Annotated in this window: 23 protein-coding genes and 1 pseudogene; 11 read left to right on the top strand and 13 right to left on the bottom strand. The window is 32.4% G+C overall.

What is annotated here, in order from left to right; all coding sequences use genetic code 11:
- Positions 1-83: 83 nt before the first annotated feature.
- On the top strand, positions 84-1,154 hold the full coding sequence (locus AC13CQ_RS03320; RefSeq protein WP_008616004.1) for a hypothetical protein: 1,071 nt from the start codon (positions 84-86) through the stop codon (positions 1,152-1,154).
- Between the two features lie 320 nt (positions 1,155-1,474).
- On the opposite strand, the gene AC13CQ_RS03325 is transcribed toward AC13CQ_RS03320, so the two are convergent.
- From AC13CQ_RS03325 to AC13CQ_RS03350, 6 genes are all read right to left on the bottom strand, one after another.
- Entirely contained in the window at positions 1,475-2,533 is a 1,059-nt protein-coding gene (locus AC13CQ_RS03325) for a porin (RefSeq protein ID WP_008616005.1), read from the bottom strand.
- Between the two features lie 148 nt (positions 2,534-2,681).
- The gene (locus AC13CQ_RS03330; protein ID WP_008616006.1) at positions 2,682-3,911 is read right to left on the bottom strand and encodes an ammonium transporter; all 1,230 of its coding nucleotides are present in this window, start codon (positions 3,909-3,911) and stop codon (positions 2,682-2,684) included.
- Between the two features lie 30 nt (positions 3,912-3,941).
- On the bottom strand, positions 3,942-4,280 hold the full coding sequence (locus AC13CQ_RS03335) for a P-II family nitrogen regulator (protein WP_008616007.1): 339 nt from the start codon (positions 4,278-4,280) through the stop codon (positions 3,942-3,944).
- A gap of 384 nt (positions 4,281-4,664) precedes the next feature.
- On the bottom strand, positions 4,665-5,036 hold the full coding sequence (crcB, locus tag AC13CQ_RS03340) for a fluoride efflux transporter CrcB (protein ID WP_008616008.1): 372 nt from the start codon (positions 5,034-5,036) through the stop codon (positions 4,665-4,667).
- A 13-nt stretch (positions 5,037-5,049) separates the two neighbouring features.
- Positions 5,050-6,114 carry an SRPBCC family protein gene (locus AC13CQ_RS03345; protein WP_008616009.1) on the bottom strand — a complete coding sequence of 355 codons (1,065 nt, stop codon included), beginning with the start codon at positions 6,112-6,114 and terminating at the stop codon, positions 5,050-5,052.
- 95 nt (positions 6,115-6,209) lie between these two features.
- Positions 6,210-6,398 (bottom strand): hypothetical protein, encoded by a 189-nt coding sequence (locus AC13CQ_RS03350; protein WP_482882702.1) that lies wholly within the window; start codon positions 6,396-6,398, stop codon positions 6,210-6,212.
- 496 nt (positions 6,399-6,894) lie between these two features.
- On the opposite strand from AC13CQ_RS03350, the gene AC13CQ_RS03355 reads away from it, so the two are divergent.
- Positions 6,895-7,281: a pyrophosphohydrolase domain-containing protein gene (locus tag AC13CQ_RS03355; protein WP_008616020.1), complete on the top strand. Its 387-nt coding sequence runs from the start codon at positions 6,895-6,897 to the stop codon at positions 7,279-7,281.
- Between the two features lie 184 nt (positions 7,282-7,465).
- Here the strand turns inward: AC13CQ_RS03355 and AC13CQ_RS03360 are convergent, their stop codons facing one another.
- Positions 7,466-8,533, bottom strand: a complete 1,068-nt coding sequence (locus tag AC13CQ_RS03360) for a branched-chain amino acid aminotransferase (RefSeq protein WP_008616021.1) — start codon at positions 8,531-8,533, stop codon at positions 7,466-7,468.
- Positions 8,534-8,814: 281 nt separating this feature from the next.
- Here AC13CQ_RS03360 and AC13CQ_RS03365 point away from each other — a divergent pair, with 281 nt between their 5' ends.
- The 3 genes from AC13CQ_RS03365 to AC13CQ_RS03375 all read left to right on the top strand — a co-directional run bounded on the left by AC13CQ_RS03365 (position 8,815) and on the right by AC13CQ_RS03375 (position 11,030).
- Positions 8,815-9,306 carry a DUF4920 domain-containing protein gene (locus AC13CQ_RS03365; RefSeq protein WP_008616022.1) on the top strand — a complete coding sequence of 164 codons (492 nt, stop codon included), beginning with the start codon at positions 8,815-8,817 and terminating at the stop codon, positions 9,304-9,306.
- Between the two features lie 2 nt (positions 9,307-9,308).
- Entirely contained in the window at positions 9,309-9,986 is a 678-nt protein-coding gene (gene mnmC2, locus AC13CQ_RS03370) for a tRNA (5-methylaminomethyl-2-thiouridine)(34)-methyltransferase MnmC2 (RefSeq protein WP_008616023.1), read from the top strand.
- A gap of 108 nt (positions 9,987-10,094) precedes the next feature.
- Positions 10,095-11,030: a TIGR01777 family oxidoreductase gene (locus AC13CQ_RS03375; RefSeq protein WP_008616024.1), complete on the top strand. Its 936-nt coding sequence runs from the start codon at positions 10,095-10,097 to the stop codon at positions 11,028-11,030.
- Between the two features lie 24 nt (positions 11,031-11,054).
- Here the strand turns inward: AC13CQ_RS03375 and AC13CQ_RS03380 are convergent, their stop codons facing one another.
- Positions 11,055-11,723: a YceI family protein gene (locus AC13CQ_RS03380; protein ID WP_008616025.1), complete on the bottom strand. Its 669-nt coding sequence runs from the start codon at positions 11,721-11,723 to the stop codon at positions 11,055-11,057.
- A 218-nt stretch (positions 11,724-11,941) separates the two neighbouring features.
- On the opposite strand from AC13CQ_RS03380, the gene AC13CQ_RS03385 reads away from it, so the two are divergent.
- The 6 genes from AC13CQ_RS03385 (at position 11,942) to AC13CQ_RS03410 (ending at position 18,601) form a co-directional block, all read left to right on the top strand.
- Positions 11,942-12,493, top strand: a complete 552-nt coding sequence (locus AC13CQ_RS03385) for a nucleotide exchange factor GrpE (RefSeq protein ID WP_008616026.1) — start codon at positions 11,942-11,944, stop codon at positions 12,491-12,493.
- Positions 12,494-12,593: 100 nt separating this feature from the next.
- Positions 12,594-13,727, top strand: coding sequence for a molecular chaperone DnaJ (gene dnaJ / locus AC13CQ_RS03390; protein WP_008616027.1), 1,134 nt, complete (start codon positions 12,594-12,596; stop codon positions 13,725-13,727).
- A 197-nt stretch (positions 13,728-13,924) separates the two neighbouring features.
- Positions 13,925-14,851: an ABC transporter ATP-binding protein gene (locus AC13CQ_RS03395; protein WP_008616031.1), complete on the top strand. Its 927-nt coding sequence runs from the start codon at positions 13,925-13,927 to the stop codon at positions 14,849-14,851.
- Positions 14,852-16,189 carry an ABC transporter permease gene (locus AC13CQ_RS03400; RefSeq protein ID WP_008616034.1) on the top strand — a complete coding sequence of 446 codons (1,338 nt, stop codon included), beginning with the start codon at positions 14,852-14,854 and terminating at the stop codon, positions 16,187-16,189.
- Between the two features lie 43 nt (positions 16,190-16,232).
- Positions 16,233-17,081, top strand: coding sequence for a mechanosensitive ion channel family protein (locus tag AC13CQ_RS03405; protein ID WP_008616035.1), 849 nt, complete (start codon positions 16,233-16,235; stop codon positions 17,079-17,081).
- A gap of 356 nt (positions 17,082-17,437) precedes the next feature.
- Positions 17,438-18,601: a sigma-54-dependent transcriptional regulator gene (locus AC13CQ_RS03410; RefSeq protein WP_008616036.1), complete on the top strand. Its 1,164-nt coding sequence runs from the start codon at positions 17,438-17,440 to the stop codon at positions 18,599-18,601.
- 79 nt (positions 18,602-18,680) lie between these two features.
- On the opposite strand, the gene AC13CQ_RS03415 is transcribed toward AC13CQ_RS03410, so the two are convergent.
- The 5 genes and pseudogenes from AC13CQ_RS03415 to AC13CQ_RS03435 form a co-directional block, all read right to left on the bottom strand.
- A complete protein-coding gene (locus tag AC13CQ_RS03415; protein WP_008616037.1) occupies positions 18,681-19,910 on the bottom strand; it encodes an efflux RND transporter periplasmic adaptor subunit in 1,230 nt (409 codons plus the stop codon).
- A 363-nt stretch (positions 19,911-20,273) separates the two neighbouring features.
- Positions 20,274-22,778 (bottom strand): heavy metal translocating P-type ATPase, encoded by a 2,505-nt coding sequence (locus tag AC13CQ_RS03420; protein ID WP_474506895.1) that lies wholly within the window; start codon positions 22,776-22,778, stop codon positions 20,274-20,276.
- Between the two features lie 70 nt (positions 22,779-22,848).
- Positions 22,849-23,406: a helix-turn-helix domain-containing protein gene (locus AC13CQ_RS03425; protein WP_008616039.1), complete on the bottom strand. Its 558-nt coding sequence runs from the start codon at positions 23,404-23,406 to the stop codon at positions 22,849-22,851.
- Between the two features lie 204 nt (positions 23,407-23,610).
- Positions 23,611-24,942, bottom strand: coding sequence for an amidohydrolase family protein (locus AC13CQ_RS03430; RefSeq protein ID WP_474506894.1), 1,332 nt, complete (start codon positions 24,940-24,942; stop codon positions 23,611-23,613).
- Between the two features lie 23 nt (positions 24,943-24,965).
- Positions 24,966-25,093: pseudogene (locus AC13CQ_RS03435) on the bottom strand (IS982 family transposase); the annotation flags it as partial.

Consider the following 25,093-nt stretch of genomic DNA (forward strand, 5'->3'; position numbering starts at 1 on the left):
TTGATTCTATTAACTTGACGAATTCTATATAGAATTGTTACAATAATATAGATTAAATTTGATTAAATAATAAGAAAAAGTATATGAGCGAGAAATTAATGTCGAAAAAAAAACCGTCGTATCCCGTAAACGAGCGTTTTTTAATGTATTTGGAAAGGTATAATAGAACTACCAAAATTCCAATATCTTATGATGATTTATTACGTTTTTCGGGTTCGGTAGTGGTTTATGATGAAGATGATAACGACACCCTATGGATTCGTGTATATTATTCTGAATTTGAACGACCAGAAATAGATTATCATTTAAAGCAAGTGTACACTCTTATTTTTTCTGATGGAAATGAAGATACTTTTCAGTATTTAAATATAGACGCAATTGATTTTTGTACGTTTGGAAATTCGCAGCCTTTTCGTATAAAAGTGAGGAATGTTTTAAATGATAACTATACATACATTTATGTTAAAAAAGCAGATGCTTCGCGTATTTATGGCTTAGAATTAGAGCATATATTGTCTCCTAATCGGATGAATTTTGCGGTGTATCACGATACTTTAATTGAAGAACATATTTCTGGAATTCCTGGAGATGAGTTTATAAAAAGTGCTTTGCCTAGTTGTACCGATATTCAGAAAAGTCAGATTGCAAAAGAGTTTGTTAAGTTTAATGAGCGCTGTATGATTCGTTTATTAGGAGATATGCGTTCTTATAACTACGTAATTATTCCTGTACACGATTTTGACAATGTAATTTTTAAAATTCGAGCTATTGATTTTGACCAACAATCTTATGAGGGGAATTTTAAGGTTTACAAACCTCAGTTTTTCAAAGAAAATAATAAAATGGTGCAAATGGTTCAGGAGAGGTTAAAGCCAGCGTCTATTGAGCAATATAAAAAAGAAGAACGCTCCCTGTTGGCTAAGCGAATTCTAACTTCAAAAAAGCGCTTAAAAGCCTTATTGAGATGTATGATAAACGACCATATTACAACTCCTGAAAATTTAGAAGAGCTAAAAGAAGAACTTTATAATTATACCCTGGATGTGAAGTTTAAACGCTGTCGTTCTATGGGGCAAGTTGTGAGAGTGGCTTTGGAATTTGTTAGAAGAAATTATGAAGATGTAAGTATGAAAAGATTATTGCACGGGAGCTAAACTAAATTTTTATGGGGTTATTTAATCCCTCATTGAGGGTCTAATTCCCCAACGCTCTGCGTCGAAATGGATTAAAATATTTTTCCTTTGAATACCTCGTAGGCTTGCCTCGAGGCAGTTGATTAGTTAATTAAAAAAAAGCCTGGCGGAGCCACCACCAGGCTTCGTAACCCTAGGGTTACAACTTAGAACGAGTAAACGGCTACTTTTAAATTTCTTTTATCCTCATTTTTGAGGTATTATTCTTTGTTTTCTGTGTATGTAATGACATTGTTTAGGGTTCATTTTATATAGAATTCAAAGAATGGTTTGTTGGTTAATTAAAAAGCATATACCGCCGCTACTAAAAAGGATGCTAGGCTTCCTGTAGGATTGTCATCTCCGTCTAAAAAGATGTCCTCAGAAGCGCTATCAAATCTTAATTCTGGTTTTATAGTTAAATCACTAATTTTATAGTTTCCTGTTAATGTAAATTCAAATACATCAGCATCACTATCTGGTGCTAAGCCAAATACTCCAACACCACCATCAAATTCTTTAAAATATTCTCCACGAAGTCCGACAGAGAATTTTTCTGATGTTGCATATTGAGGGTATAGTGCAAAACCATAGAATCCAGAACCATCGGTAGTGTTGTAAGTAGTGTTTATTCCTAAGTAAAAAGCGTCAGATAAATCAAATCCACCTGTATAATCTACTTGAAAAGTTTCTCCTGGTAAACCTGTTTGAGCCCCGTAAATAAAGTTTAAATACTGACCTTTATATCCTAATTGAGCTCCAGCTGTATAGCTTCCGTCAAGATTTATTTCTGTAAAGTCTGTACTGTTCATAACAGCCAACATTAAAGAAAAATCATCAGAAAGTGTAAAATCTGCTTTTATTCCAGTGTGAGAGAATGGTCCGTAAGAGAACATATAAGAAGTAGAGTAATTAAAGTTACCTACAGGAGAAATAACTTCATATCCTAAAAAGGTGTTGAAGTTCCCCATTGTCAATCTTACTTTTTCGCTTACATTCCAGTATACATATAATTGATTTACAATATTTGCAGAACCAGTAGATAAGAAAACAGCATCTTCTCCACGAGGTCCGAAAACTAAATCGGCTACAAAACCTACTTTTTCCCCTTCATAAGAAGCTATAAGGTTTGCCATACCTAGTGCAAATCCACTTCTATTAGCAAAAGAAGTAGGAGGGGTGTTAAACATTCCGTCTCCATCTGCCTCATTAGTTCCGGTTAAATTTGTTTTCCAGTAAACGTCTGCAGATCCACTAAAATTAAATTTTTTATCTTCTTGAGCAAAAGTGCTTAAACTAGCTAATGAAACCGCTAGGAAAAATATATTTTTTACGACATTTGTAAGTGTAATCGCTTTCATAATATTAAAAGTTAATTTGTTGTTTGGTTTATTAATGAATTGGTCAGATAATTAGAATATTAATTTTTACAAAAGTGGGTTACCGAACGGAGCGTACCGCCAAATACCGCTCCGTTCTTTTTTACCCTTTAAAATAAAAACTAACTAACTAACGATCTATAGTGAAGTCTGGATAAGCTGCACCATCATGTTCGTGCATATCCAATCCTTCTATTTCTTCTTCTTTTGTAACTCTTAATCCCAATGTTTTTTTCAGGATAAATAATACAATGAACGATGTAACTAATGCCCATACACCGATTCCTACAACTCCAATAGCTTGAATTCCAAGTTGACTAAATCCTCCTCCGTAAAGAAGTCCTCCATCAGTAGCAAAAACACCAACTAATAAAGTTCCTAAAGCTCCACAAACTCCATGTACAGAAATTGCTCCAACAGGATCATCAATTTTTAGAGTTTTGTCGATAAATTCAATAGAGAATACCACTGTTAATCCAGAAAGGATTCCTATAATGGCTGCACCTCCAGGGCTTACAGCAGCACATCCAGCAGTAATTCCAACTAAACCAGCCAAAGCACCGTTAAGAGTCATAGATACTTCTGGTTTTCCGTAGCGTATCCATGTAAGCGCTAAAGCAGTTACTGCACCAGCAGCTGCGGCAAGGTTTGTAGTAATAATAATACCAGCAGCGTTGAAAGAGCTTTCTCCGCTAATTGCTAGCTCAGATCCAGCATTAAAACCGAACCATCCTAACCAAAGGATAAATACTCCTAATGCTCCAAACATCATGTTGTGTCCTGGGATAGCATTCGATTTTCCTTCTGTGTATTTCCCTATTCTTGGACCTACTAAAATTGCTCCAACTAATGCAGCCCATCCTCCAACGGAGTGTACTACTGTAGAACCTGCAAAGTCTATAAATCCAAGTTTTGTTAACCATCCGTCACCTTGCCATACCCAGTGGCCAGATATTGGATAGATTAATGTTGTCATAATTAGCGAAAAAATAACATAGGTAGTAAACTTTGTTCTTTCTGCTACGGCTCCAGAAACTATGGTAGCTGCTGTTGCGCAAAATACTGTTTGAAAGAATAAGTTGTGCATGTCTTCTCGCACATTGTAAAATAATGAAGGAGTACCAATAAAACTACTGATAGATTCTCCATACATTAATGTGTAACCAATAAACCAAAAAGCTAAAGAACCTACAGCGAGATCCACAAAGTTTTTCATTACTATATTGATTACATTTTTAGATCTTGTGAAACCAGATTCTACAAGTGTAAAACCTGCTTGCATAAAAAACACGAGAATCCCCGCGATCATTATCCACATTATATCTAGAACTGCGTTCACTTCTATAACGTTTGTTTCCATAAAAAGTTTTTTTAAATTAGTTTAGTTGGTTTACTTTAATGATTCTTTGCCTTTTTCCCTCGTTCTAATTCGGTAGGCTTCTTCTACAGGAGATACTATTATTTTACCGTCACCAACATTTCCTGAATATGCTGATTTAAGGATGGCTTCAATCGTACGTTCAGCAAATTCATCTGAAACAATGATTGACAAATACCGTCTTTGGATATCGGCAGTACTGTAACTTACACCACGATACACATGGCCTTTTTTCTCGTTACCTACTCCCGTAACATCCCAGTAACTAAAAAAGTTTACTTCTACTTGATGTAACGCATCTCGTACGTCATCAAATTTTGATTTACGAATAATGGCTTCAATTTTCTTCATATTTAAATGATTTGTTTGCTTAAAACTATGTTAAATAATTGTTACCAGAAAAAAAATAGGGGGGTAGTTGGTAATTTTTATTAAATTATTAAAATATACCCCTTTAAAATTAGGGGTAAGTATTTAAAATGTATATTTTTTAAATATCAAAGGATGAAAATTATAATGTAGGAAGAGATTTTTTATATAAGAATATCATGACAGGTTAATTCAAATTGAATAGTTTTTTATTTAAAGTTTTAAGCTGATGTGTATAGGTTGAGAAATCCTTTTAAAAGCAAAAGCTGCCTAAAATGTTTTATAAGGAAGAATTAAGTAATAGAAAAGTGCTACACTTTTGTGTATGAACTATAAATTATAAAGAAAATCTCTGTAGGAGTTAACTTATATGAATTTGACTAAGAAAATACCTATAAACACAGCTATTATTCCTGTAACAAATGTAATTGTAGTATATAAAAGAAAATTAAGAAAATCTCCAGATTTTAAGAACACATGATTTTCATATGCAAATGTGGAGAAAGTGGTAAGACCTCCGCAAAATCCAGTAGTAATAAATAAAAGTTGATTGTTGTTAAGCGATTCATGTTTTACTGCAAATCCTAAAATAACTCCTATAAATAGGCTACCTATAATGTTTGCTGCAAAGGTATCATACGGAATTCCTGTTTCAGACGAATTTAGAAATTTACTAATTAAATAGCGGAGGGAACTCCCTAAGCCACCACCAATAAAAACTAAAATCAACTGTTTCATTTCAAACTATTTTTTAGTTCTCAATAGTATCAGGATAAATTTCTACTTTTTCTTTAATTGGGATGTATATTTCAGAAATTAACGCTGCTGGGTTTGCTGTTTCGTCTTCTGTAACAACGTAACTCTCAAAAGAATCCCTTTGAGGATCTACTTCGAAATTATTATTTTTAATAGCTTCTCTTGTTTTACTCCAAGCTTCATTCATATTAATATAATCCCCTTTCATTACAGTTTTAAAATAACTTCCAGAGGGAATAAAACCGCAAAGAATTGTACTGCCAACTGGAGTAATTACTTTTTCTTTAATAGGAACACCTGCAGAAAAAATAACAGAATTGTTTAAAGTGTCCGTTTGTTGATATAGAGTAAACTCATCTCCAGAAGGGTGTAAATAGTTTTGTTCCATAAAGGCTTCAATTTCTTGAAACATCTTTTCAGAGGCTATATTCGTTTCATTTATTCTTGCACTTGTGGTTTGATATAAATAATAACCTCCTCCATATTCGGTTTTACCAATAGTAGAAATGGTGTATTTTTTCATATCGGCTGTAATAGCACTGTCTAGTTTAATAAGACCGTTGGCAAAGTCTGTTTCAAATTTGTGCTCCATACTATTCTGAAACAAAATCATAAACTTATCAGTGAAGCTGAGTTTTCCTTCAATTCCAGAAGTTACTAATACTCCATTTTTACTAGAGGTCTCAACAAACGACCAAAAACGATGCGCAATAGTCTCTTTTGGTTTGATAAAATCTAAACGTTGACGGATGGAATCTTTAGAAATATAGGTTGTAGTAATGGTGCCTTTACCTAAAATATTGCTATTCCATTTAAAAGAAGCATTTTTTCCTTCCGTTGTAGCGCCATAATCAATTACCATCTGCGGATCATGGTCAAACCAAACAGACCATTTATTCCATTCCTTCAAGTTATTTACATACTCGTAAATTACTGGTTTTGGAGCATTAATTATTCGGGTTTTAACTATTTTGTAATCATCGGGTTGGATGGCTACATAGATAGATAAACCAATTGCTACAATTAAAAATAAGAATATAAGGTATTTTAAAATTCTCATAGGAATGCTTTATGTAAAATAAACCTAAGATACAAAAAATGTACATTCGTATTAAGAATATTTAAACACAATGAATGTAAATAATAGAAAATGGTTTATATGGCTTCTTTCAAAACTACGTCATATTCTTTGTTAGCAACTTCTTTTTTAGCAGTTACATCTTTATACTGCTGATTGTAAATAGCAGTTGTTTTTGTAGTTGCTTTTGGAAGTTTGTTAACGCTGAATAATAATAACACCACATTAATTATTAACAGACTAAATAAGATTGTAAAGAAAATCATCATTGCTTAAGTTGATTGCTTTAGAGCAAATTTAAGAAAAATATAAGATAAATTCTCATATTGTGTTGAAAAATTAACGTAATGTAGTCAAATATGAGGTTATTGTCTATTTAAGGTTAGTTTTTTGTTAAAAACTTAATAATTATTAGGCTAGTTAAGAAAATGATAAAGCCAATAAGAACCCAAATTGTACCTTTATATTGTTTTTTATGAGTTTTATTATCTTTTTTATAGCTAATAATCATTATTATTATAAAAGCAATTGCAAATAAGCCTGCAAAAACTAATTGACCGTTACTGAACATATTATTTTTTATTTTTAGCAAAATTAGTCAAATTAGCTATTAACTCATCATGACTTTTTGTGTTTGAACAAAAATTATAAAATTAGAGGATAAAAAGACTATTTCGTAGCAGATAAAAAAAGTTAAGATGGGTTCTATATCAAAAGCTATCTATAAATTACTTTCATAATATAAAAAACAAAATATTTTAGATGAAAAATAAATTAAAATCCGTTGAAGAATTTCATAACGCATTTGGATTGGGAGTGGCTAACTTTCCAATAGCAAAATTAGAAGCCTCTAAAATTGTTTTAAGACACAATTTAATGGCTGAGGAAAATGATGAATACTTAGAAGCCGCAACAAATAATGATATAGTGGAGGTTGCAGATGCACTAGGAGATATGCTTTATATACTATGTGGAACTATTCTGGAACATGGGATGCAACACATTATTGAAGATGTTTTTAATGAAATACAGTTGAGTAATATGAGTAAATTAGGAGCAGATGGAAAACCAATTTATAGAGAAGATGGAAAGGTATTAAAAGGCCCTAATTATTTTAAACCAGATATTAAAAAAATAATAAATAAATAAGGGCTACTTCATAATCGAGATTTGATTATTCTATTGGCTGTTCTAAGTTTATAGCAGGTTTTGTAAAATAAATTTCTTTTTTATTTCTTTCGAGAGCTTGTTTTGGGCTGATGTACTATAAAAAAGGAGGCTGTTTAAAAATTAATTTTTAAACAGCCTCCAACTAAGTATGATAATTTTATGCTTATACTTTTACTCGCCAACCAAACTTATCTTCAGAAATATTATATTGAATATCCATGATAGCTTGTTTGATTTTAGAAGCAAAGGAATTTTCTATTTTTGGAAGTTCCCAAGTGTCTCCTTTAAATCCAAAACCAGCAATAGGGTTTATAACAGCAGCAGTTCCACTTCCAAAAATTTCTTTTAAAGAACCATTGTTTGCTGCTTCAATTACTTCGGTAACTTTTATAGGTCTTATATCTACATCTATATCCAAGTCTTTAGCCATTGCTATCACACTTTTTCTAGTCACTCCATCCAAAATTCGGTCGCTAATTGGGCAAGTAATTAATTTGTCTCCAATTCTAAAAAAGATGTTCATGGTTCCAGCTTCCTCTAAATACTCATGTGTATTAGCATCGGTCCATATAATTTGCTGAAAACCTTCTTTATTTGCAATACTTGTTGGGTAAAACTGACCAGCATAATTCCCAGCAGCTTTTGCAAATCCAAAACCTCCGCTAGCTGCTCTACTATAATGGTCTGCTATTTTAACACGAACTTCTCCACCATAATACGATTGTGCAGGCGAACAAATAATCATGAATTTATATTTATTGGCAGGAGATGCTGAAACTCCAGATTCTGTAGCAATTACAAAAGGGCGGATATATAAGCTATTGCCAAACCCTTTTTTAATCCAATCTTTTTCAAGTTTTAATAAGGTATTAAGTCCTTCAAAGAAAAAATCTTCAGGAAACTCTGGCATTGCTAATCTAGCCGCAGATTTATTGATACGCTCAAAATTTTCTTTTGGTCTAAACAACCAAATATCATCTTGCTCATCTTTATATGCTTTCATCCCTTCAAAAACTGCTTGCCCGTAATGAAATACACGTGCAGAAGGATCTAGAGATATTTTTTGATATGGAGTAATTTGTGGCTCTTGCCATGCTCCATTTTCATAATCACAGACAAACATATGATCTGTAAAAACATTTCCAAACGCTAAGTTGCTAAAATCTACTTCGTTTATTTTTGAAGTACTAGCTTTTTCAATTTTGATATTCGTAATAGTTTCCTTGCTCATAACTCAACTTTAATCCCCTTTTTGGGTGAAACCCTTAAGATTTTTGCTTCTTAAGATTAATTTTATTGTTCTAAAAACCTTACAGGTTATTGCGTTTTGCTAAATTAGAAAATATTCTAGCAAAAATCAGATTATTTAATACAAAAATAAGTTATTTTGTAGACAGTTTTTGCTCAATAATCTAGAATTAATGTTTCTATACTTAGTAGGAATGTTATAATTTTTCTTTTTTTGAGACAATTTAATCTTACTCCAAGAGAGTGTATTAAATACTATAAGATATGAAAATTAAATTTTTAGCCATAGGAATTGGACTCATACTGTGTTCTTGTAATGCAAAAAGTGAGCATCAGAAAAAAGAAATAGCAGCTAATTATAATATATATGGAGATACAATTTCCGTAGAAAAAATAATTTCTGCTGAGAAAACTCAAGCCGAATATCAGAACTTAAAAGTAGGAGATACATCTGTAATAACATTTAAGGCTAAAGTTACTGATGTATGTAAAGCCAAAGGATGTTGGATGAAACTAGATTTAGAAAATGGAGAAGAAGCAATGGTAAAATTTAAGGATTATAGTTTTTTTGTTCCTAAAGATATTACTGGAAAAGAAGTGGTTTTGAGCGGTAAGGCATATGTAGATATGATGTCTGTAGAAGATCAAAAACACTATGCAGAAGATGGAGGAGCTACCGAAAGTGAAATAGAAAAAATAACCACTCCTTCTAAAACGTATTCTTTTGAAGCTAATGGGGTATTGCTAAAAAAATAGTTTTGAAGAGAGAAATAATACAAACTTCAGATGGTTCTTCTACAATTTATATTAAAGATTTAGATGAGCATTACCATTCTAAACATGGAGCTATTCAAGAGGCCTACCATGTGTTTCTTAAGAGTGGTTTTTTTCCTTTTCTGAAAAATAATAAAATAGAGGAGCTTTCTATTTTGGAAATTGGATTTGGAACTGGTTTGAATGCTTTTATAACCTTTATTGAAGCAGAGAATTTGGAGGTGAAAGTTAAGTATGATGGTGTAGAAGCCTATCCTGTTTCTATGGAAGAGGTAAAGTTGCTAAATTATGTAGAAGAGTTAAAAGTTTTAGATAAGCAAAGTATTTTCTTGAAGATGCATGAATCTGAGTGGGAGACTTATCAATTTATTTCTGAAAATTTTCAGCTTAAAAAAAGAAAACAGTTTTTTGATGAGATTGAAAATATAAACACTTTTAATCTGATTTATTTTGATGCTTTTGGGGCTAGAGTCCAACCAGAACTCTGGGAAGTTTCTATCTTTCAGAAAATGTACAATGCTTTAAAGGCTAATGGGGTGTTGGTAACTTATGCAGCTAAAGGCAGTGTAAGAAGAGCCATGCAAGAAGTGGGGTTTGAAGTAGAAAGATTGCCAGGACCTCCAGGAAAGCGAGAAATGTTAAGAGCTGTTAAAAAAGGATAGGAATTTTCTTCAATAACGTTAAATACTTGTAATTAGATTGTTAAAGCTAAATTAATGCTTCTCATTAAGAGAAATTAAATCCCTATTTTTAGACAATAAAATTTAATTATGAAGATTTTAATTGCAGGAGCTACTGGTTTGATTGGGGAGGAGATTGTGAGAATATGTCACAACAGGAATTATACTGTACATTATTTATCTACAAGTAAAGAAAAAATTGAAGATCAAAATAACTACAAAGGTTTTTATTGGAATCCAGCTAAAGGAAAAATAGACTTAGCATGTTTTAAAGATGTTGATGCTGTTATAAATTTATCTGGTGTAAGTATTTCCAAACGCTGGAATAAAATAAATAAGAAGAAAATTCTTAACAGTCGCGTAAAGTCTCTTCAATTACTAGATGATTCCATTTCAAAAGTAAACCATTCTATACAATCTTTTGTATCTGCTTCCGCAATTGGAATTTATCCTAATTCCTACACAAATTATTATTTGGAGGACAATACAGGGGTAGATAACTCTTTTCTTGGTCATGTTGTAGAAAAATGGGAAAGTGAAGCTGATAAATTAAAAAAGCATGAGTTTTCTGTAGCAAAAATAAGGACTGGTTTGGTATTATCTTCTCACGGAGGAGCGTTGCCTAAAATGGCAAAACCAATTCGTTATTATGGCGGTACAGTTTTTGGCAATGGGGAGCAGTGGCAAAGTTGGGTACATATTACCGACATAGCAAAAATATACTTGCATGTAATAGAAAATCAGTTAGAAGGAGTTTTTAATGGGGTAGCACCAAACCCTGTAACGAATAATAAATTAACACATGAAATAGCAGACGTTTATAGAAAACCTATTATTTTACCAAATATCCCTATGGGGGTTATGAAATTTATTTTAGGTGATATGGCGTACCTTTTATATGCTAGTCAGCGTGTGAGTTCTAAAAAAATAGAGGCTTCTGGATACAATTTTTCGTATTCTAACATCTCTTTAGCATTAAAAGATGTTTTAAACGAAAAAAGCCAATTCCATGAAGAATTGGCCTAAATAATTATTAAAATTTGTAGTGAATTAAGCTTTATTTGCTTTTACTGTTACAGTTAATTCAATCTCATCATTTACAAATTTGTCTCCTAAATTATCAAAAACAGATTTAGAACCGTAATTTACATTCCATTCTGTTCTGTCAATAGTAAACGTTTCACTAGTTACTGTTACAGAATCTCCATTTTCAGTAACACTTATAGGGAAAGAGATGTTCTTTTTAGTTCCTTTAATTGCTAAATTTCCTTGTAGGTAAGTTTTACCTTCTTTAGTTTCAGTTCCAGTTACTTCAAAATAAGCAGTTGGATGTTCTTTTGTGTTAAAGAAATGATCTTCTTTTCCTTCAACAGTTCCTTTTAAATGCGCTTCTAAATTTGCTTTTTGGTCGCCTTCAAGGTCTGTTACGGTAATAGAGTTCATGTCGATTAAAAAGTTTCCACTGTCTACTTTTCCATCTTTTAAAGAAACAACTCCAGATTCAATTGCAATTGTACCAGTGTGCTCTCCTGTTGGTTTAGCACCTTTCCAGTTAATTGTACTTTCTGCAGGAACCGCTTTATACTTAACGGCAGCAGCAGTTACTTCTTTAGCAGCTTCTGCTTCTCCTGTAGTAGTTTCGTTCTTTTTTTCATTTTTACATGCAGTAAAAACTGTTAAACATGCAATCAATGAAAGCGATAAAATATTCTTTTTCATTTTGATTAATTTTTAGTGATTAGTGCTCAAAAATAGTAATAGCGATTTACATCTCTATTAAAATTATAATAATTTTTTTTGGTGACATTTTGACATTTTAAAATAAATGGCAATACTTTTGCCTCCCTATAGGAACTTAAAAGAAACAACGCAATACGATTCTTAATTGAACGTGCAAAATATAAATGACAGGTTTATTGTCATAAAAAATGAAATTTATGTCAAAGAAAGAGGAAGAAATAAATAAAGAGTTTGCTGCTGAAGAGAATACAGCGGTTGAGCAAGAAGTAGAGCAAACCACGGAAGCGGTTGAAGAAATAAGTGAAGAGGAGAAGTTAAGAGAAGAATTAGCTTCTGAAAAAGATAAGTTTTTAAGACTTTTTGCTGAATTTGAAAATTATAAAAGAAGAACTTCCAAAGAGCGTGTGGAGCTTTTTAAAACGGCAGGGCAAGATATTATGGTTTCTATGCTTCCTGTTTTAGATGATTTTGATCGTGCTTTAAATGAAATTTCTAAAACCGAGGATAAAGAACTTCTAAAAGGAGTAGAACTTATTAGTAATAAGCTTAGAAATACTTTAAATGCTAAAGGTTTAGAGCAAGTAGAAACAAAAACTGGAGATGTTTTTAATGCAGATTTGCATGAAGCTATTACACAAATTCCTGCACCTACAGACGACTTAAAAGGAAAATTGGTTGATGTAATAGAAAAAGGATACAAACTTGGAGATAAAGTAATTCGTCATCCAAAAGTTATTGTAGGGCAATAGAAAAGACGTTTTGTCATAAAATTTTTTGACTTTCAATTGAATAGAACTTTTATAAAATATTTATATAAATCGAAAGGAAAAGCCTTTCTAAGATAGTTACATGAAGGAAGATTATTACGAAATATTAGGAATAGATAAAAGTGCATCGGCTGCAGAAATAAAAAAAGCATATCGTAAGAAAGCTATACAACATCACCCTGACAAAAATCCTGGGGATACGAAAGCTGAGGAGATGTTTAAAAAAGCTGCAGAAGCGTATGAAGTTTTAAGCGATCCAAATAAGAAACAGCGTTACGACCAATATGGGCATGCTGCTTTTGATGGAGCTGGAGGCTTTGGTGGCGGTAGCGGACATATGAATATGGACGATATCTTTAGTCAGTTCGGAGATATATTCGGAGGAGCCTTTGGCGGTGGCGGCGGATTCAGCGGTTTTGGTGGATTTGGCGGCGGCGGACGAGCTAGAGTTAAAGGCTCTAATCTCCGTATTCGTGTAAAGCTTACATTGGAAGAAATTGCCAATGGAGTGGAGAAGAAAGTAAAAGTAAGAAGAAAAATACAAGCTGACGATGTAACCTATAAAACATGTCCTACCTGTAATGGTACTGGACAAATGATGCGAGTTACCAATACTATCTTAGGTAGAATGCAAACTGCTACAACTTGTAATTCTTGTGGTGGAGCTGGGGAGGTTATAGACAAACGTTCTTCAGAAGCAGACGGACAAGGACTTGTAGTTAAAGAAGAAACGGTTTCTATTAAAATTCCTGCTGGAGTAGTGGAAGGAATGCAGCTTAAAGTTACTGGTAAAGGAAATGAAGCTCCAGGAAGTAATGGAATTTCAGGAGATTTATTGGTGGCTATTGAGGAGCAAGAACACAATACATTAAAAAGAGAAGGAGATAATCTTCACTTTGATTTATATGTAAGTATTGCAGAAGCTGTTTTAGGAACTTCAAAAGAAATAGATACCGTAACCGGAAAGGTTCGGATTAAATTGGAAGAAGGAATTCAATCTGGAAAAATTCTTCGCCTTAAAGGAAAAGGAATTCCAAGTATTAATGGGTACGGACAAGGAGACCTTTTAGTACATATTAATGTTTGGACTCCAAAAACATTGAATAAAGAACAACGCGATTTCTTCGAAAGAATGGTAGGAGATGATAATTTTTCTCCAAATCCAGAGAAGAACGATAAATCGTTTTTTGAAAAAGTAAAAGATATGTTTTCATAATTTAACTTTTGTGTTATACAAAAAAATATATCTTTGTAATAACACTGGTTCTAACCTAGTGTTAATTTTTTCTTTTTCATAGCAATTTTTTCCCATCCTTGATTTTTTTTAAGGGTGGGTTTTTATTTTTTATAAATAGAGGTATTATCTTTTATAGTACTTTATTAACCAATATATTTGAAAAAATCAATTTGAATATGGCGAATTTGTTAGTCGCTCAGAATGTTTCCAAAAGTTTTGGAGATTATACGGCACTAAATAATGTTTCTTTGGAAATTCCAGAAGGAACTATTTTCGGACTCCTAGGGCCAAACGGAGCTGGTAAAACTACTTTTATACGTATTATTAATCAAATTACATATCCAGATACTGGAAAAGTAATCTTTAATGGTGAAGATTTAAAATCGGAACACGTTCAAATGATTGGTTACTTACCAGAAGAACGCGGACTTTACAAAAGTATGAAAGTGGGAGAGCAAGCTTTATATTTAGCTCAATTGAAAGGCATGAGTAAAAGTGAAGCTCAAAAGAAACTAAAATATTGGTTCGAACGTCTAGAAATTGGCGACTGGTGGAATAAAAAAGTGCAGGAGCTTTCTAAAGGAATGGCACAAAAAATCCAATTTGTAGTTACCGTTCTTCATGAGCCTAAACTCTTAATTTTTGATGAGCCTTTTAGTGGATTTGATCCTATAAATGCTAATTTGATTAAAGATGAAATCCTTCGCCTAAAAGAAAATGGTTCTACAGTTATTTTTTCTACACACCGAATGGAGTCTGTAGAGGAGCTGTGCGATCATATTGCGTTGATTAATAAGTCCAATAAAATATTAGACGGGAAACTTATCGACATAAAAAGAGATTTTAGAAATGGTACGTACGAAGTGGGAATAGAAACAGCTAATCCAGATGTTTTAAAAAAGGAATTGGCGACTAAGTTTACTGTAACAAAAGCTCAATTTCGCTCTTTAGGAGACGAGTTAAAACTTAGAATTCAACTTCAAGAAGGTCATACTGCAAACGACCTCTTAATGTATCTTACTACTCAAGGATTGGTAACCCATTTTGTGGAGGTAATTCCTACAGCTAATGAAATTTTTATTGAAACGGTAAAACGTAATTAAATGGACAAATTATTACTTATAATAAAGCGTGAATATATGGCCAAAGTTAGGAACAAATCTTTTATTGTTCTTACAGTTTTGAGTCCTATTATAATTGTAGCCATGATTGCTTTGGTTGTTTATTTAGCTAAAGTTAATAGTGAAGAGAAAAGAATTGTAGCGGTTCTCGATGAAAGTCCGTTTTTTAGTCACCAATTTACAGAAGGAACCGAAGCTTCTTATATAGATTTCTCCAATATCTCTTTAGAAAAAGCTATTGATTCTGTTCATGCTGCAGGATATTATGGATTGATACATATTCCAGAGGGAGATAAAATTGATATAGTTGCTGATAAAATTCAGTTTTATACAAAAGAATCGCCAAGTATGGATATTCTAGGGAGTATAGAAGGAAAAATAGAACATAAAGTTAGAGAGTTTAAATTACAAGCATTGCATATTTCTCCTGAAGTGATGAATGAATTGGAGAGTAATTACGAAATGAGAATTGTAAACTTTAGTGGAGAGAAAAATGTAAAGGGTATTAGTGAATTAAAAGCCTTTATTGGTGGAGGATTTGGGTATTTAATAATGATGTTTATTATTATTTACGGAGCTTTTGTAATGCGAAGCGTTATTGAAGAAAAAACCACTAGAATTATAGAAGTTATTATCTCCTCTGTACGTCCGTTTCAATTAATGTTGGGTAAAATATTAGGAACTTCTTTAGCTGGAATTACTCAATTTGTTATATGGATAATTTCTGCGGGACTATTAACATACGGAGTTTTGTCGGTTATGGGGATTGAAGTAGATGCCTTTCATAATCAAGCAAATATTTCTCCCGAAGCTATGGAGACTTTTAATACAACTGCTTCTCAAGATACAATTCAATTATATGTAAATGAATTGGTTAAAATTCCATGGGGAACATTAATTATATGTTTTTTGCTATATTTCTCTTTAGGCTATTTAATTTACAGTTCTATTTATGCAGCTATTGGAGCAGCAGTAGATAATGAAACAGATACACAGCAGTTTATGTTTCCTGTAATTACACCACTAATGTTAGGTATTTATGTTGGATTTTTCTCTGTATTTGAGAATCCACATGGGCCAATTGCAGTGGCATTTTCCTTATTTCCGCTTACCTCACCAATTGTTATGATGATGCGTTTACCAAGTGGAGTAGGAGGTGCTGGAGTTCCTTGGTGGCAACTTATAACATCGATTATATTTTTGATTATGACTTTTTTATTCATAGTGTGGATAGCAGCAAAAATATATAGAGTAGGGATTTTAATGTACGGAAAGAAGCCTAGCTATAAAGAAATTTACAAATGGTTAAAATATAAATAGATAATATTCTATATTGCAATTTATTATTTAAAACAAATTGCAAATGAGAGAATTTATTGAAAATTTAATAAATGGTTTAAAGTCTTTTTTTACTTATCCCTTATACAAAGGAGAGAAAGCTTTTATAACCATAGGGACATTATTAGTTATTATTTTTAGCTGTGTTTTAGCATATTATATTCTAAAACTTATTAGAAGGTTTGTTACCGCAAAACTTCCTTTGGAAGATAAACGAAAGTTTGTAAGTGTTTTTAAGTTTGCTAATTATATAGTTTACATTTTAGTTATTATAGCAGTAATGAGTACTTCTGGTATTGATTTAACTGTTTTATTAACGGCCTCTGCAGCTTTATTTGTAGGTTTAGGGTTTGCCCTTCAGTATTTATTTCAGGATATAATTTCTGGGATTCTTATTATTTTAGACCAATCACTTCATATAGGCGATGTTATAGAAATTAATGGAAAAGTAGGAAAGGTAATAGATATCAGACTCCGAACCACTAGAGCTATAACTCGCGATGATAAAATTGTTATTATTCCAAACCATATTTTTTTAGTTCAAGTGGTTTATAACTATACTCAAAATCATAAAATAACAAGAGAGACTGTTACGGTTGGGGTAGCTTATGGAAGCGATACAAAACTTGTAGAAAAGTTGCTTTTAAAAAGCGCTGATGAACAAAAAGGAGTTTTAAAAAATCCAAAACCAAATGTTATTTTTAAAGACTTTGGAGATTCTTCTTTAGTTTTTGACCTTAACCTCTTTTTAAACGATAGTTTTTCTGAACCACGTATTAAAAGTGAAGTACGTTTTAGAATTGATAGTTTATTTAGAGAAAATAGTATTAGTATTCCATTCCCACAAAGAGATATCCATATTATTAATAAATAATGTCCGAGTAAAAATATAAGACCGCTTCGCTAAAAAAAGAGTAAAGATTAAATTTTAACTACCATAAAATAAGTAGTTTAAAGAAAAAACATTACTAAAACCCTCTTTTTATTTATTTTTATTAATAGCAAGGGGTCTATTTTTGAAAACATCATTTGAATCTTAATATAAGTGGAGTTCAATAATTATTAATAAATAAACAATATTATAATGCTTACATTTTTTTAATGCGCATTTATTGTTTTATTTTTATTCTGTAAGGTGTTGTATTTAAATGAATCTTTATTTAGTGTATAAATACCTTTTGAGTAAAAATATAAATGTTCTTCTTTGCTGAAGGATAAAAAAAACATAAAATGGCAAAAATTCTTGTTATTGAAGACGAAGCGGCTATCCGCCGAGTGCTTATAAAAATACTTTCTGAAGAAAATAAAGCATATGAACTTGAAGAAGCTAGCGATGGGTTAGAAGGTATTGAGTTGATTAAAAAAAATGAGTACGATTTAGTGCTTTGCGATATAAAAATGCCAAAAATGGATGGTGTTGAAGTATTGCAGGCGGGAAAAAAAATAAAACCAGAATTACCTTTTGTTATGATTTCTGGACATGGAGATATAGATACCGCTGTAAATACAATGAGAATGGGGGCTTATGATTATATCTCAAAACCACCAGATTTAAATCGCTTACTAAATACCGTTAGAAATGCCTTTGATAAGCAGCAATTGGTAGTAGAAAATAAATTGCTTAAAAAGAAAGTAGGAAAAAATTATGAAATGATTGGCGAGAGTAAGAACATCTCAATGATTAAAGAAATGATAGAGAAAGTGGCTCCTACAGATGCCCGTGTAATGATTACAGGTCCCAATGGAACAGGAAAAGAATTGGTTGCGCACTGGCTTCATCAAAAAAGCGAGCGTTCTAAAGGACCTATGGTAGAGGTAAATTGTGCTGCAATCCCTTCTGAACTTATAGAAAGTGAATTATTTGGACATATAAAGGGAGCGTTTACTTCTGCAGTTAAAGATAGAGCAGGAAAGTTTGAAGCAGCAAATGGAGGAACTATTTTTTTAGATGAAATAGGAGATATGAGTCTCTCAGCTCAAGCTAAAGTATTACGTGCTTTGCAAGAAAATAAGATATCTAGAGTAGGAAGCGATAAAGATATAAAAGTAGATGTAAGGGTAGTAGCAGCTACTAATAAAGATTTGAAAAAGGAGATTGAAGACGGAAAGTTTAGAGAAGATCTTTACCATCGTTTGGCAGTTATTTTAATAGATGTTCCGCCACTCAACGACCGTCGTGAGGATATCCCACTACTAATAGAACATTTTGCTAATAAAATAGCAACAGAGCAAGGAAATGCTCAAAAAGCATTTTCTAAAGACGCCATTAAACTACTCCAGGAGTATGATTGGACTGGAAATATTAGAGAGTTAAGAAATGTGGTAGAACGCTTAATTATTTTAGGAGGAAAAGAAGTTACAAAAGGAGATGTAGAACTTTTTGCAAGTAAATAATCTGCAAATAAAAATTTTAAAAAAGTCCAGTTACAATTTGTAGCTGGACTTTTTTTATGCTCAATAAAGTTATTAAAACTTATGGTTTCATCATGGAAGGTTTCCCTTGTAATTGTGCCGCTGCATCAACTGTAAAAGTTCCATTAGTAACAATTTCTTCTCCATTTTTTAGACCGCTTATAACGGTATAAGAGGTTCCATTATTTGCTCCAATTTCAATTTCTCGCATTTCAAAAATTGGAGTTTCTCCAGCTTGTTTTACATATACTACAGATCGTTTTCCTGTCCACATTACCGAAGTAGTAGGGATATTTAATTGGGAGCCGATAGTTTTGTCTGTATTTGCTATCTCGCCTTCTACAAACATTCCTGGTTTAAGTAGATTATCTTTATTATTTAATACAGTTCGAATTTCAACAGTACGAGTTTCTGTATTTAATATAGGATCTATATATGTTATGTTTTCTGTAAGGATTTTATTTGGATAAGAATTGGAGGTAATATTAATTTCTTGCCCTACTTTTAGTATCGGAATTTGTTTTTCATAAGCATCAAATACAGCCCAAACAGTTTGTAGATCGGCAGTTTGGAATATAGGTTTTCCATCCATCATATGTCCGCCTTCAGAAACATCTAAACTTGTTACAACCCCAGATATATGCGCATAGATTGTAAATCTTGATTTAGCTTTTCCAGAATTTATAATATCGTTGATTTCTTTTTCTGGAATCATCCAATTCATAAACTTATTCTTTACAGCTTCATATAACTTTGGTTGCGAGTTTTGCATTTTAGAAGCAGTAATTAGTTCTTGTTGAGCACTTACCAATTCTGGAGAATATACCACAGCAATAGGCTGCCCTTTTTGTACAGTTTCTCCTAACGACTTTATATAAAGTTTTTCAATCCTTCCGTTAAAGTGCGCCGATTGCGTATAAGTTTTATCTTCGTTAGGTTTGATTTTTCCTGAAAGTTTTACTACTGAATTCCCTACAGTTGAATTCCCTACAATACTTGTTTGAATGTTTGCCAATGCCATGGCATTTTCAGTCATTTTAAACTGATTAGTGTCTGTAGAATCATTCTCTCCTGATGCTGGAATTAGTTCCATCCCGCAAATGGGACAGTCGCCCGGTTCGTTTTTAAGTATCTGCGGATGCATGGAGCATGTCCATAACTCATCTGCAGTTGCGTGGGTATGTTTATTATCATCCTCAGAAGTTGATGTTGTTGAGCTTCCGAAGAAAAGATATCCTAATCCTAAGCCAACCAGCGCTGCAATTATGACGTATATATTATTTTTTTTCATATTAGTATAGATTCATTTTTTACTTTAAGGGTCAAAGGGTCAAAGGGTCAAAGGGTCAAAGGGTCAAAGTTATAAATTTGCTAATTTGAAAATGAGTAAATTAAAGTACATATTTCAAATCTTCAAATCTTCAAATCTTTCAATCATTCAATCTTTTAATCTTCTAACTTCTTTCCTTTAACTCATTAACTTTTTACTTTTTCACTTTACAAACTTTACAAACTTTACAAACTTTACAATCATTCAATCATTCAATCATTCAATCATTCAATCTTTCAATCTTTCAATCTTTCAATCTTTCAATCTTTCAATCATTCAATCTTTACAATCTTCCAATCTTCCAATCTTCCAATCTTCAGGCTCTCAACTAACATCAGCACTTCTTAGCCTTAAAGCATTTGCTATAACCGACACAGAACTAAAACTCATTGCTAAAGCGGCAATCATTGGAGATAACAATAAACCGAATACTGGAAATAAAACCCCAGCAGCAATTGGAATTCCAATGGTGTTGTAAATAAGAGCAAAAAATAAATTCTGACGTATGTTTTTCATGACTTTGTGGCTCAATATTCTTGCCTTTACAATTCCATGTAAATCGCCTTTTACAAGTGTTATGGAGGCACTCTCTATGGCAACATCGGTACCTGTTCCCATAGCAATTCCTACATTACTTTGTGCTAAGGCAGGGGCATCGTTTATACCATCTCCAGCCATCGCAACAATTTTTCCTTTGCTTTGTAAATGTTTTACCTCTTCCTGTTTGTTTTCTGGAAGCATTTGTGCTTTATAATCGGTTAAATTGAGTTCTTCTGCTACAGCTTTTGCGGTATTATTATTATCGCCAGTAAGCATAATTACTGCAATTCCACTTTTTTGAAGCTCTTGAATTGCTTTTTTACTAGTTTCTTTAATCTTATCGGCAATTACCACAAAACCAATTACTTTTTTATCAATGGCTAAATAAGAAACTGTTTTTCCTTGCTTTTGGTAGGTAGTTGCTTCATTTTTAACTTCTTCCGTTAGGGAGGTGTCAATACTTTCCATAAGTTTATTGTTTCCTAAACTTATTTTTTTACCATCTATAGTTGCTTCAACACCTTTTCCAGTAACAGCATTAAAATTATGAGCATTTTCAGGTTTTATACCTTTTTCTTTTCCGTATTTTAGGGTTGCTTCTGCTAATGTATGTTCACTATTATTGTTTACCGAGATGATATATTTTAAAGCCTCATCCTCTGTAGTTCCATCATCTAAAACAACTATTTTTTCTACTGTAGGTTTTCCTTCGGTAATAGTTCCAGTTTTATCAATAATTAAGGTGTCAACTTTTGCCATAGTCTCTAAGGCTTCAGCACTTTTAATCAATACCCCAGATTGCGCACCTTTACCTACTCCTACCATAACAGACATTGGAGTTGCTAAACCTAATGCACACGGACAAGCAATAATTAATACTGCAATAGCATTTATTAAAGCATAAACATACGCTGGTGCAGGTCCCAAAATGGCCCAAACAATGAAAGTAATGACAGCAATTCCAACTACAATGGGAACAAAATAAGAGGATATTTTGTCGGCTAATTTCTGAATAGGAGCTTTACTACGACTCGCATTATTAACCATGGTTATGATTTGAGAAAGCAAGGTTTCATTGCCAACTTTCTCGGCTTTCATCAAAAAGGATTGATTTCCATTAATGGTTCCGCTGTTAACCAAATCGCCTTCTGTTTTTGAAACAGGAATAGGTTCTCCTGTAATCATGGATTCATCAATACTTGTTTCTCCTTCTGTAATTATTCCATCAACTGGAATTTTATCTCCTGGTTTTACCCGTAAAACATCGTCTAAAACAATTTTATCAATAGCAATTTCCTCTTCCTTTCCATCTTTTACTCGAATTGCTTTATTGGGAGCTAACTTTAATAATTCTTTCACTGCAGAATTTGTTTTACTGTGCGCGCGAGCCTCCAATAATTGTCCGAATAATACTAAAGTTAAAATAACGGTGGCCGATTCAAAATAGACATGGACAATTCCACTTTCAGTTTTAAATTGTGGAGGAAAAAAATCTGGAAATAACAATCCAATAATACTAAACAACCAAGCTACTCCCGCTCCAATACCAATGAGTGTAAACATGTTTAAGTTCCATGTTTTTACAGATTTATAAGCGCGTTCAAAGAACATCCAAGTAGCCCAAAATACTACAGGAATAGAAAGTGCAAATTGGACCCAATTCCAATATTTAAGAGACATCATATTATATAGCGGATTGTTGGAGAGCATTTCCGACATTGCAATTAGAAAAATGGGAAGTGTAAATCCGAGTGCTATCCAAAATTTTCGTTTTAGAGATAGGTAGTTTTTCTCTTCTGAAGATAAATCGGGAGTTTTAGGAACTAAATCCATGCCACAAATAGGGCAGTCTCCTGGCTCATCTTTTTCAACCTCAGGATGCATAGGGCAGGTATAAGTAGTATTTTGTGAAGTATTTATACTTTGCTCTTCTACTAAATCCATCCCGCAAACAGGGCAGTCTCCTGGTTTATTGTAAGTTTTATCCCCTTCGCAATGCATCGGACAATAAAAAATACCCGTCCCTTGTCCTTTTTCTACCTTTTTTTGAGAATGAGAACTACAGCAGGATCTTTTTTCTTCTGTAGTAATGCTATAACTTCCACCATCTTTTTTAAGTGCCTCCTGAAACTCTTCAATAGGAATATGAGATTGCATTTCTATTTCTGCAGTTGCATTTTCTAAATCCACATATGCTCCATCAACTCCTTTTACAGAAGCTAATGTTTTTTCAACGTGGTTTTTACAACCATTGCAACTCATTCCTTGTATGTTATATGTATGTTTCATTTTAAACCATTTTTATGATATAAAATTAAGCTTAACTTAAAAAAGCACTTATTATAATTATGGGAGATATTTATATTATTTGGTCAAAAGGCTTTCTTTCCCAGTTTTTTATATTTTTATAGTCGCTCATAGACATTCCAGTTATTGTTTTAAATTGCTGTGCTAAATGGCTACTGTTTTTATAACCTAAACTGTAAGCAATTTCCGAGAAGTTAAGGTTTCCCATTTGTATGAATTCCTTGGCTTTTTCAACTTTTAGATTGATAAAATATTTTTCAATAGTAATACCTTCTTTTTTACTGAATAATTTACTCAAACTAGAATATTCCCTTCCAATTTTTTGGGTTAAATAAGAAGATAAACTTTCATCATTAGATTTATCTAAGAGTAAGATCAATGCTATTTTTATCTCTTCAAGAATGAGTTCATTATCGTCTAAAATAACTTCAAATCCATTGGTATCTACAATTTTTTTAATGGTAGAAAGACTTATTTCTGAGTTTATTTTGAAGGTTACTTTCCCCAATTCTACATTGATAATTTCAACACCAATAGCTTCCAGCTCTTGTTTAAGAACGGTTTTGCATCGGTTACATACCATGTTTTTTATGTGAATGGTTTTTGTCATTTCAAAATATTATAGATTTTTAATCCTTCATAGAGGGTTTAATTATTCATTTAGACTCACGACTATGGCAAGTGCGGGATTTTAAAAATACTTTCCTTTTCGTATAGCAATTAGTTTATTTTTATGTAATTACTATTTTTTAGCACGGTAGTTTGTATTTGATATAGTTGATGTTTGCATAGTTTTTTCACTTCAAATTACATCTTAATCAGTTGTATTTTCATAAATCTTCCCATCTTTCATTATAAATTCAACATTTTCTATTGTAGAAATAAAATCATTAATAATGTCTCCTTTTACAGCTATAATATCCGCATTAGCTTGAGGATTTATATAGCCAATGTCATTCTCTTTATTTAAATGAAAAGCAGAAATGTATGTACTAGATTGTAATATATCTAATGGTTTCATTCCAGCTTCGAAATAATACCGAAACATATCAGTAGACGATTCTCCTCTAGATACTTTTATATCTGTATAATTATCAGACCCTGCTACTATTGGGACTCCCTTATCAATAGCCTTTTTTAGCCTATCCTTCATTTTGTTTAGATACGTATCAATCCACTCAGTTTCATTCGCATTATAACCAGCAAGTTTAACATAAGTATTCATATAATCTTTACTGTTTTCTGTTGGCACCATATAAACTTGTTTTTCTGCCATTTTAGTTAATGTGCTATCAGCTAGATTGAACCCATGCTCAATACCATCAACACCCGCCTCGACTGCATTCCACGCAGATTGGTTTGTAACACAATGAGCTGTTACCTTTAAATTATATGAGTGTGCTGTTTGAACAATAGCTTTTATTTCATCTGTTGTTAAAAATGTTTTATTTGGAAGATTATCGGCACATATTTTAATTAAATCAACATTTTGATTCACATGTTCACGGACAGCATTTCTTGCATCTACAGGACTAGATATTATTCGATATTCTAAATCGATTATATTTTGGTGTTCAGGTAGTACATTATAAATTTGTCCACCATTTGCGGCCAAAATAGGTCCAGTAGCAAAAATACGTGGGCCTTCAACTGTTCCTTCGTTAATGGCATCACGAAGGGCTACGTCAAGATATAATCCTGAATTTCCTAAATCTTTAATACTCGTTATTCCTTGGTCTAAATAGCTTCTAGCTCTTTTAGAACCCCGAAGTACTCTTAACGCATCACTTTCCATAGTTAGAGATTGTATGCTATGTTCTGAAAAATCTTCGTTGGCATCTTGAGAAAAAAGGACATGTGTATGTGCATCAATTAACCCCGGAAGAACAGTATACCCAGTTAAATCAATGGCTTGGCTATTTTTAGGTAAAGATTCAAATTCACTGACTGATATAATTTTTGTTCCTCGAATATGTATAAGCTTGTTCTTTACCAACTTATTTTCTTTACTATCATATAATAAGCCAGCCTTGATGTAAATACTATTTTCCTGCCCTATTAATTGCTCTTCTGAGGAAATAAGAATTATAATTAATAAAATAAGATTTCTAAACATGCGTTTGTATTTTTTGAATGTATGCAACAAGAAAGTTAAGACCCGTTGTGCATTTAGGCAATATTGATTTTTAGGTTATTGATATTTCTGTTGAATTCAAATATGTTTATATATTGAATGACCGTCATAGCCGTAATCTTAGATAATATTCTGTTTTTGAATCCCTCAAAAGATTTAGCAT

It is taken from the genome of Galbibacter sp. L-19 (genome assembly GCF_056857615.1).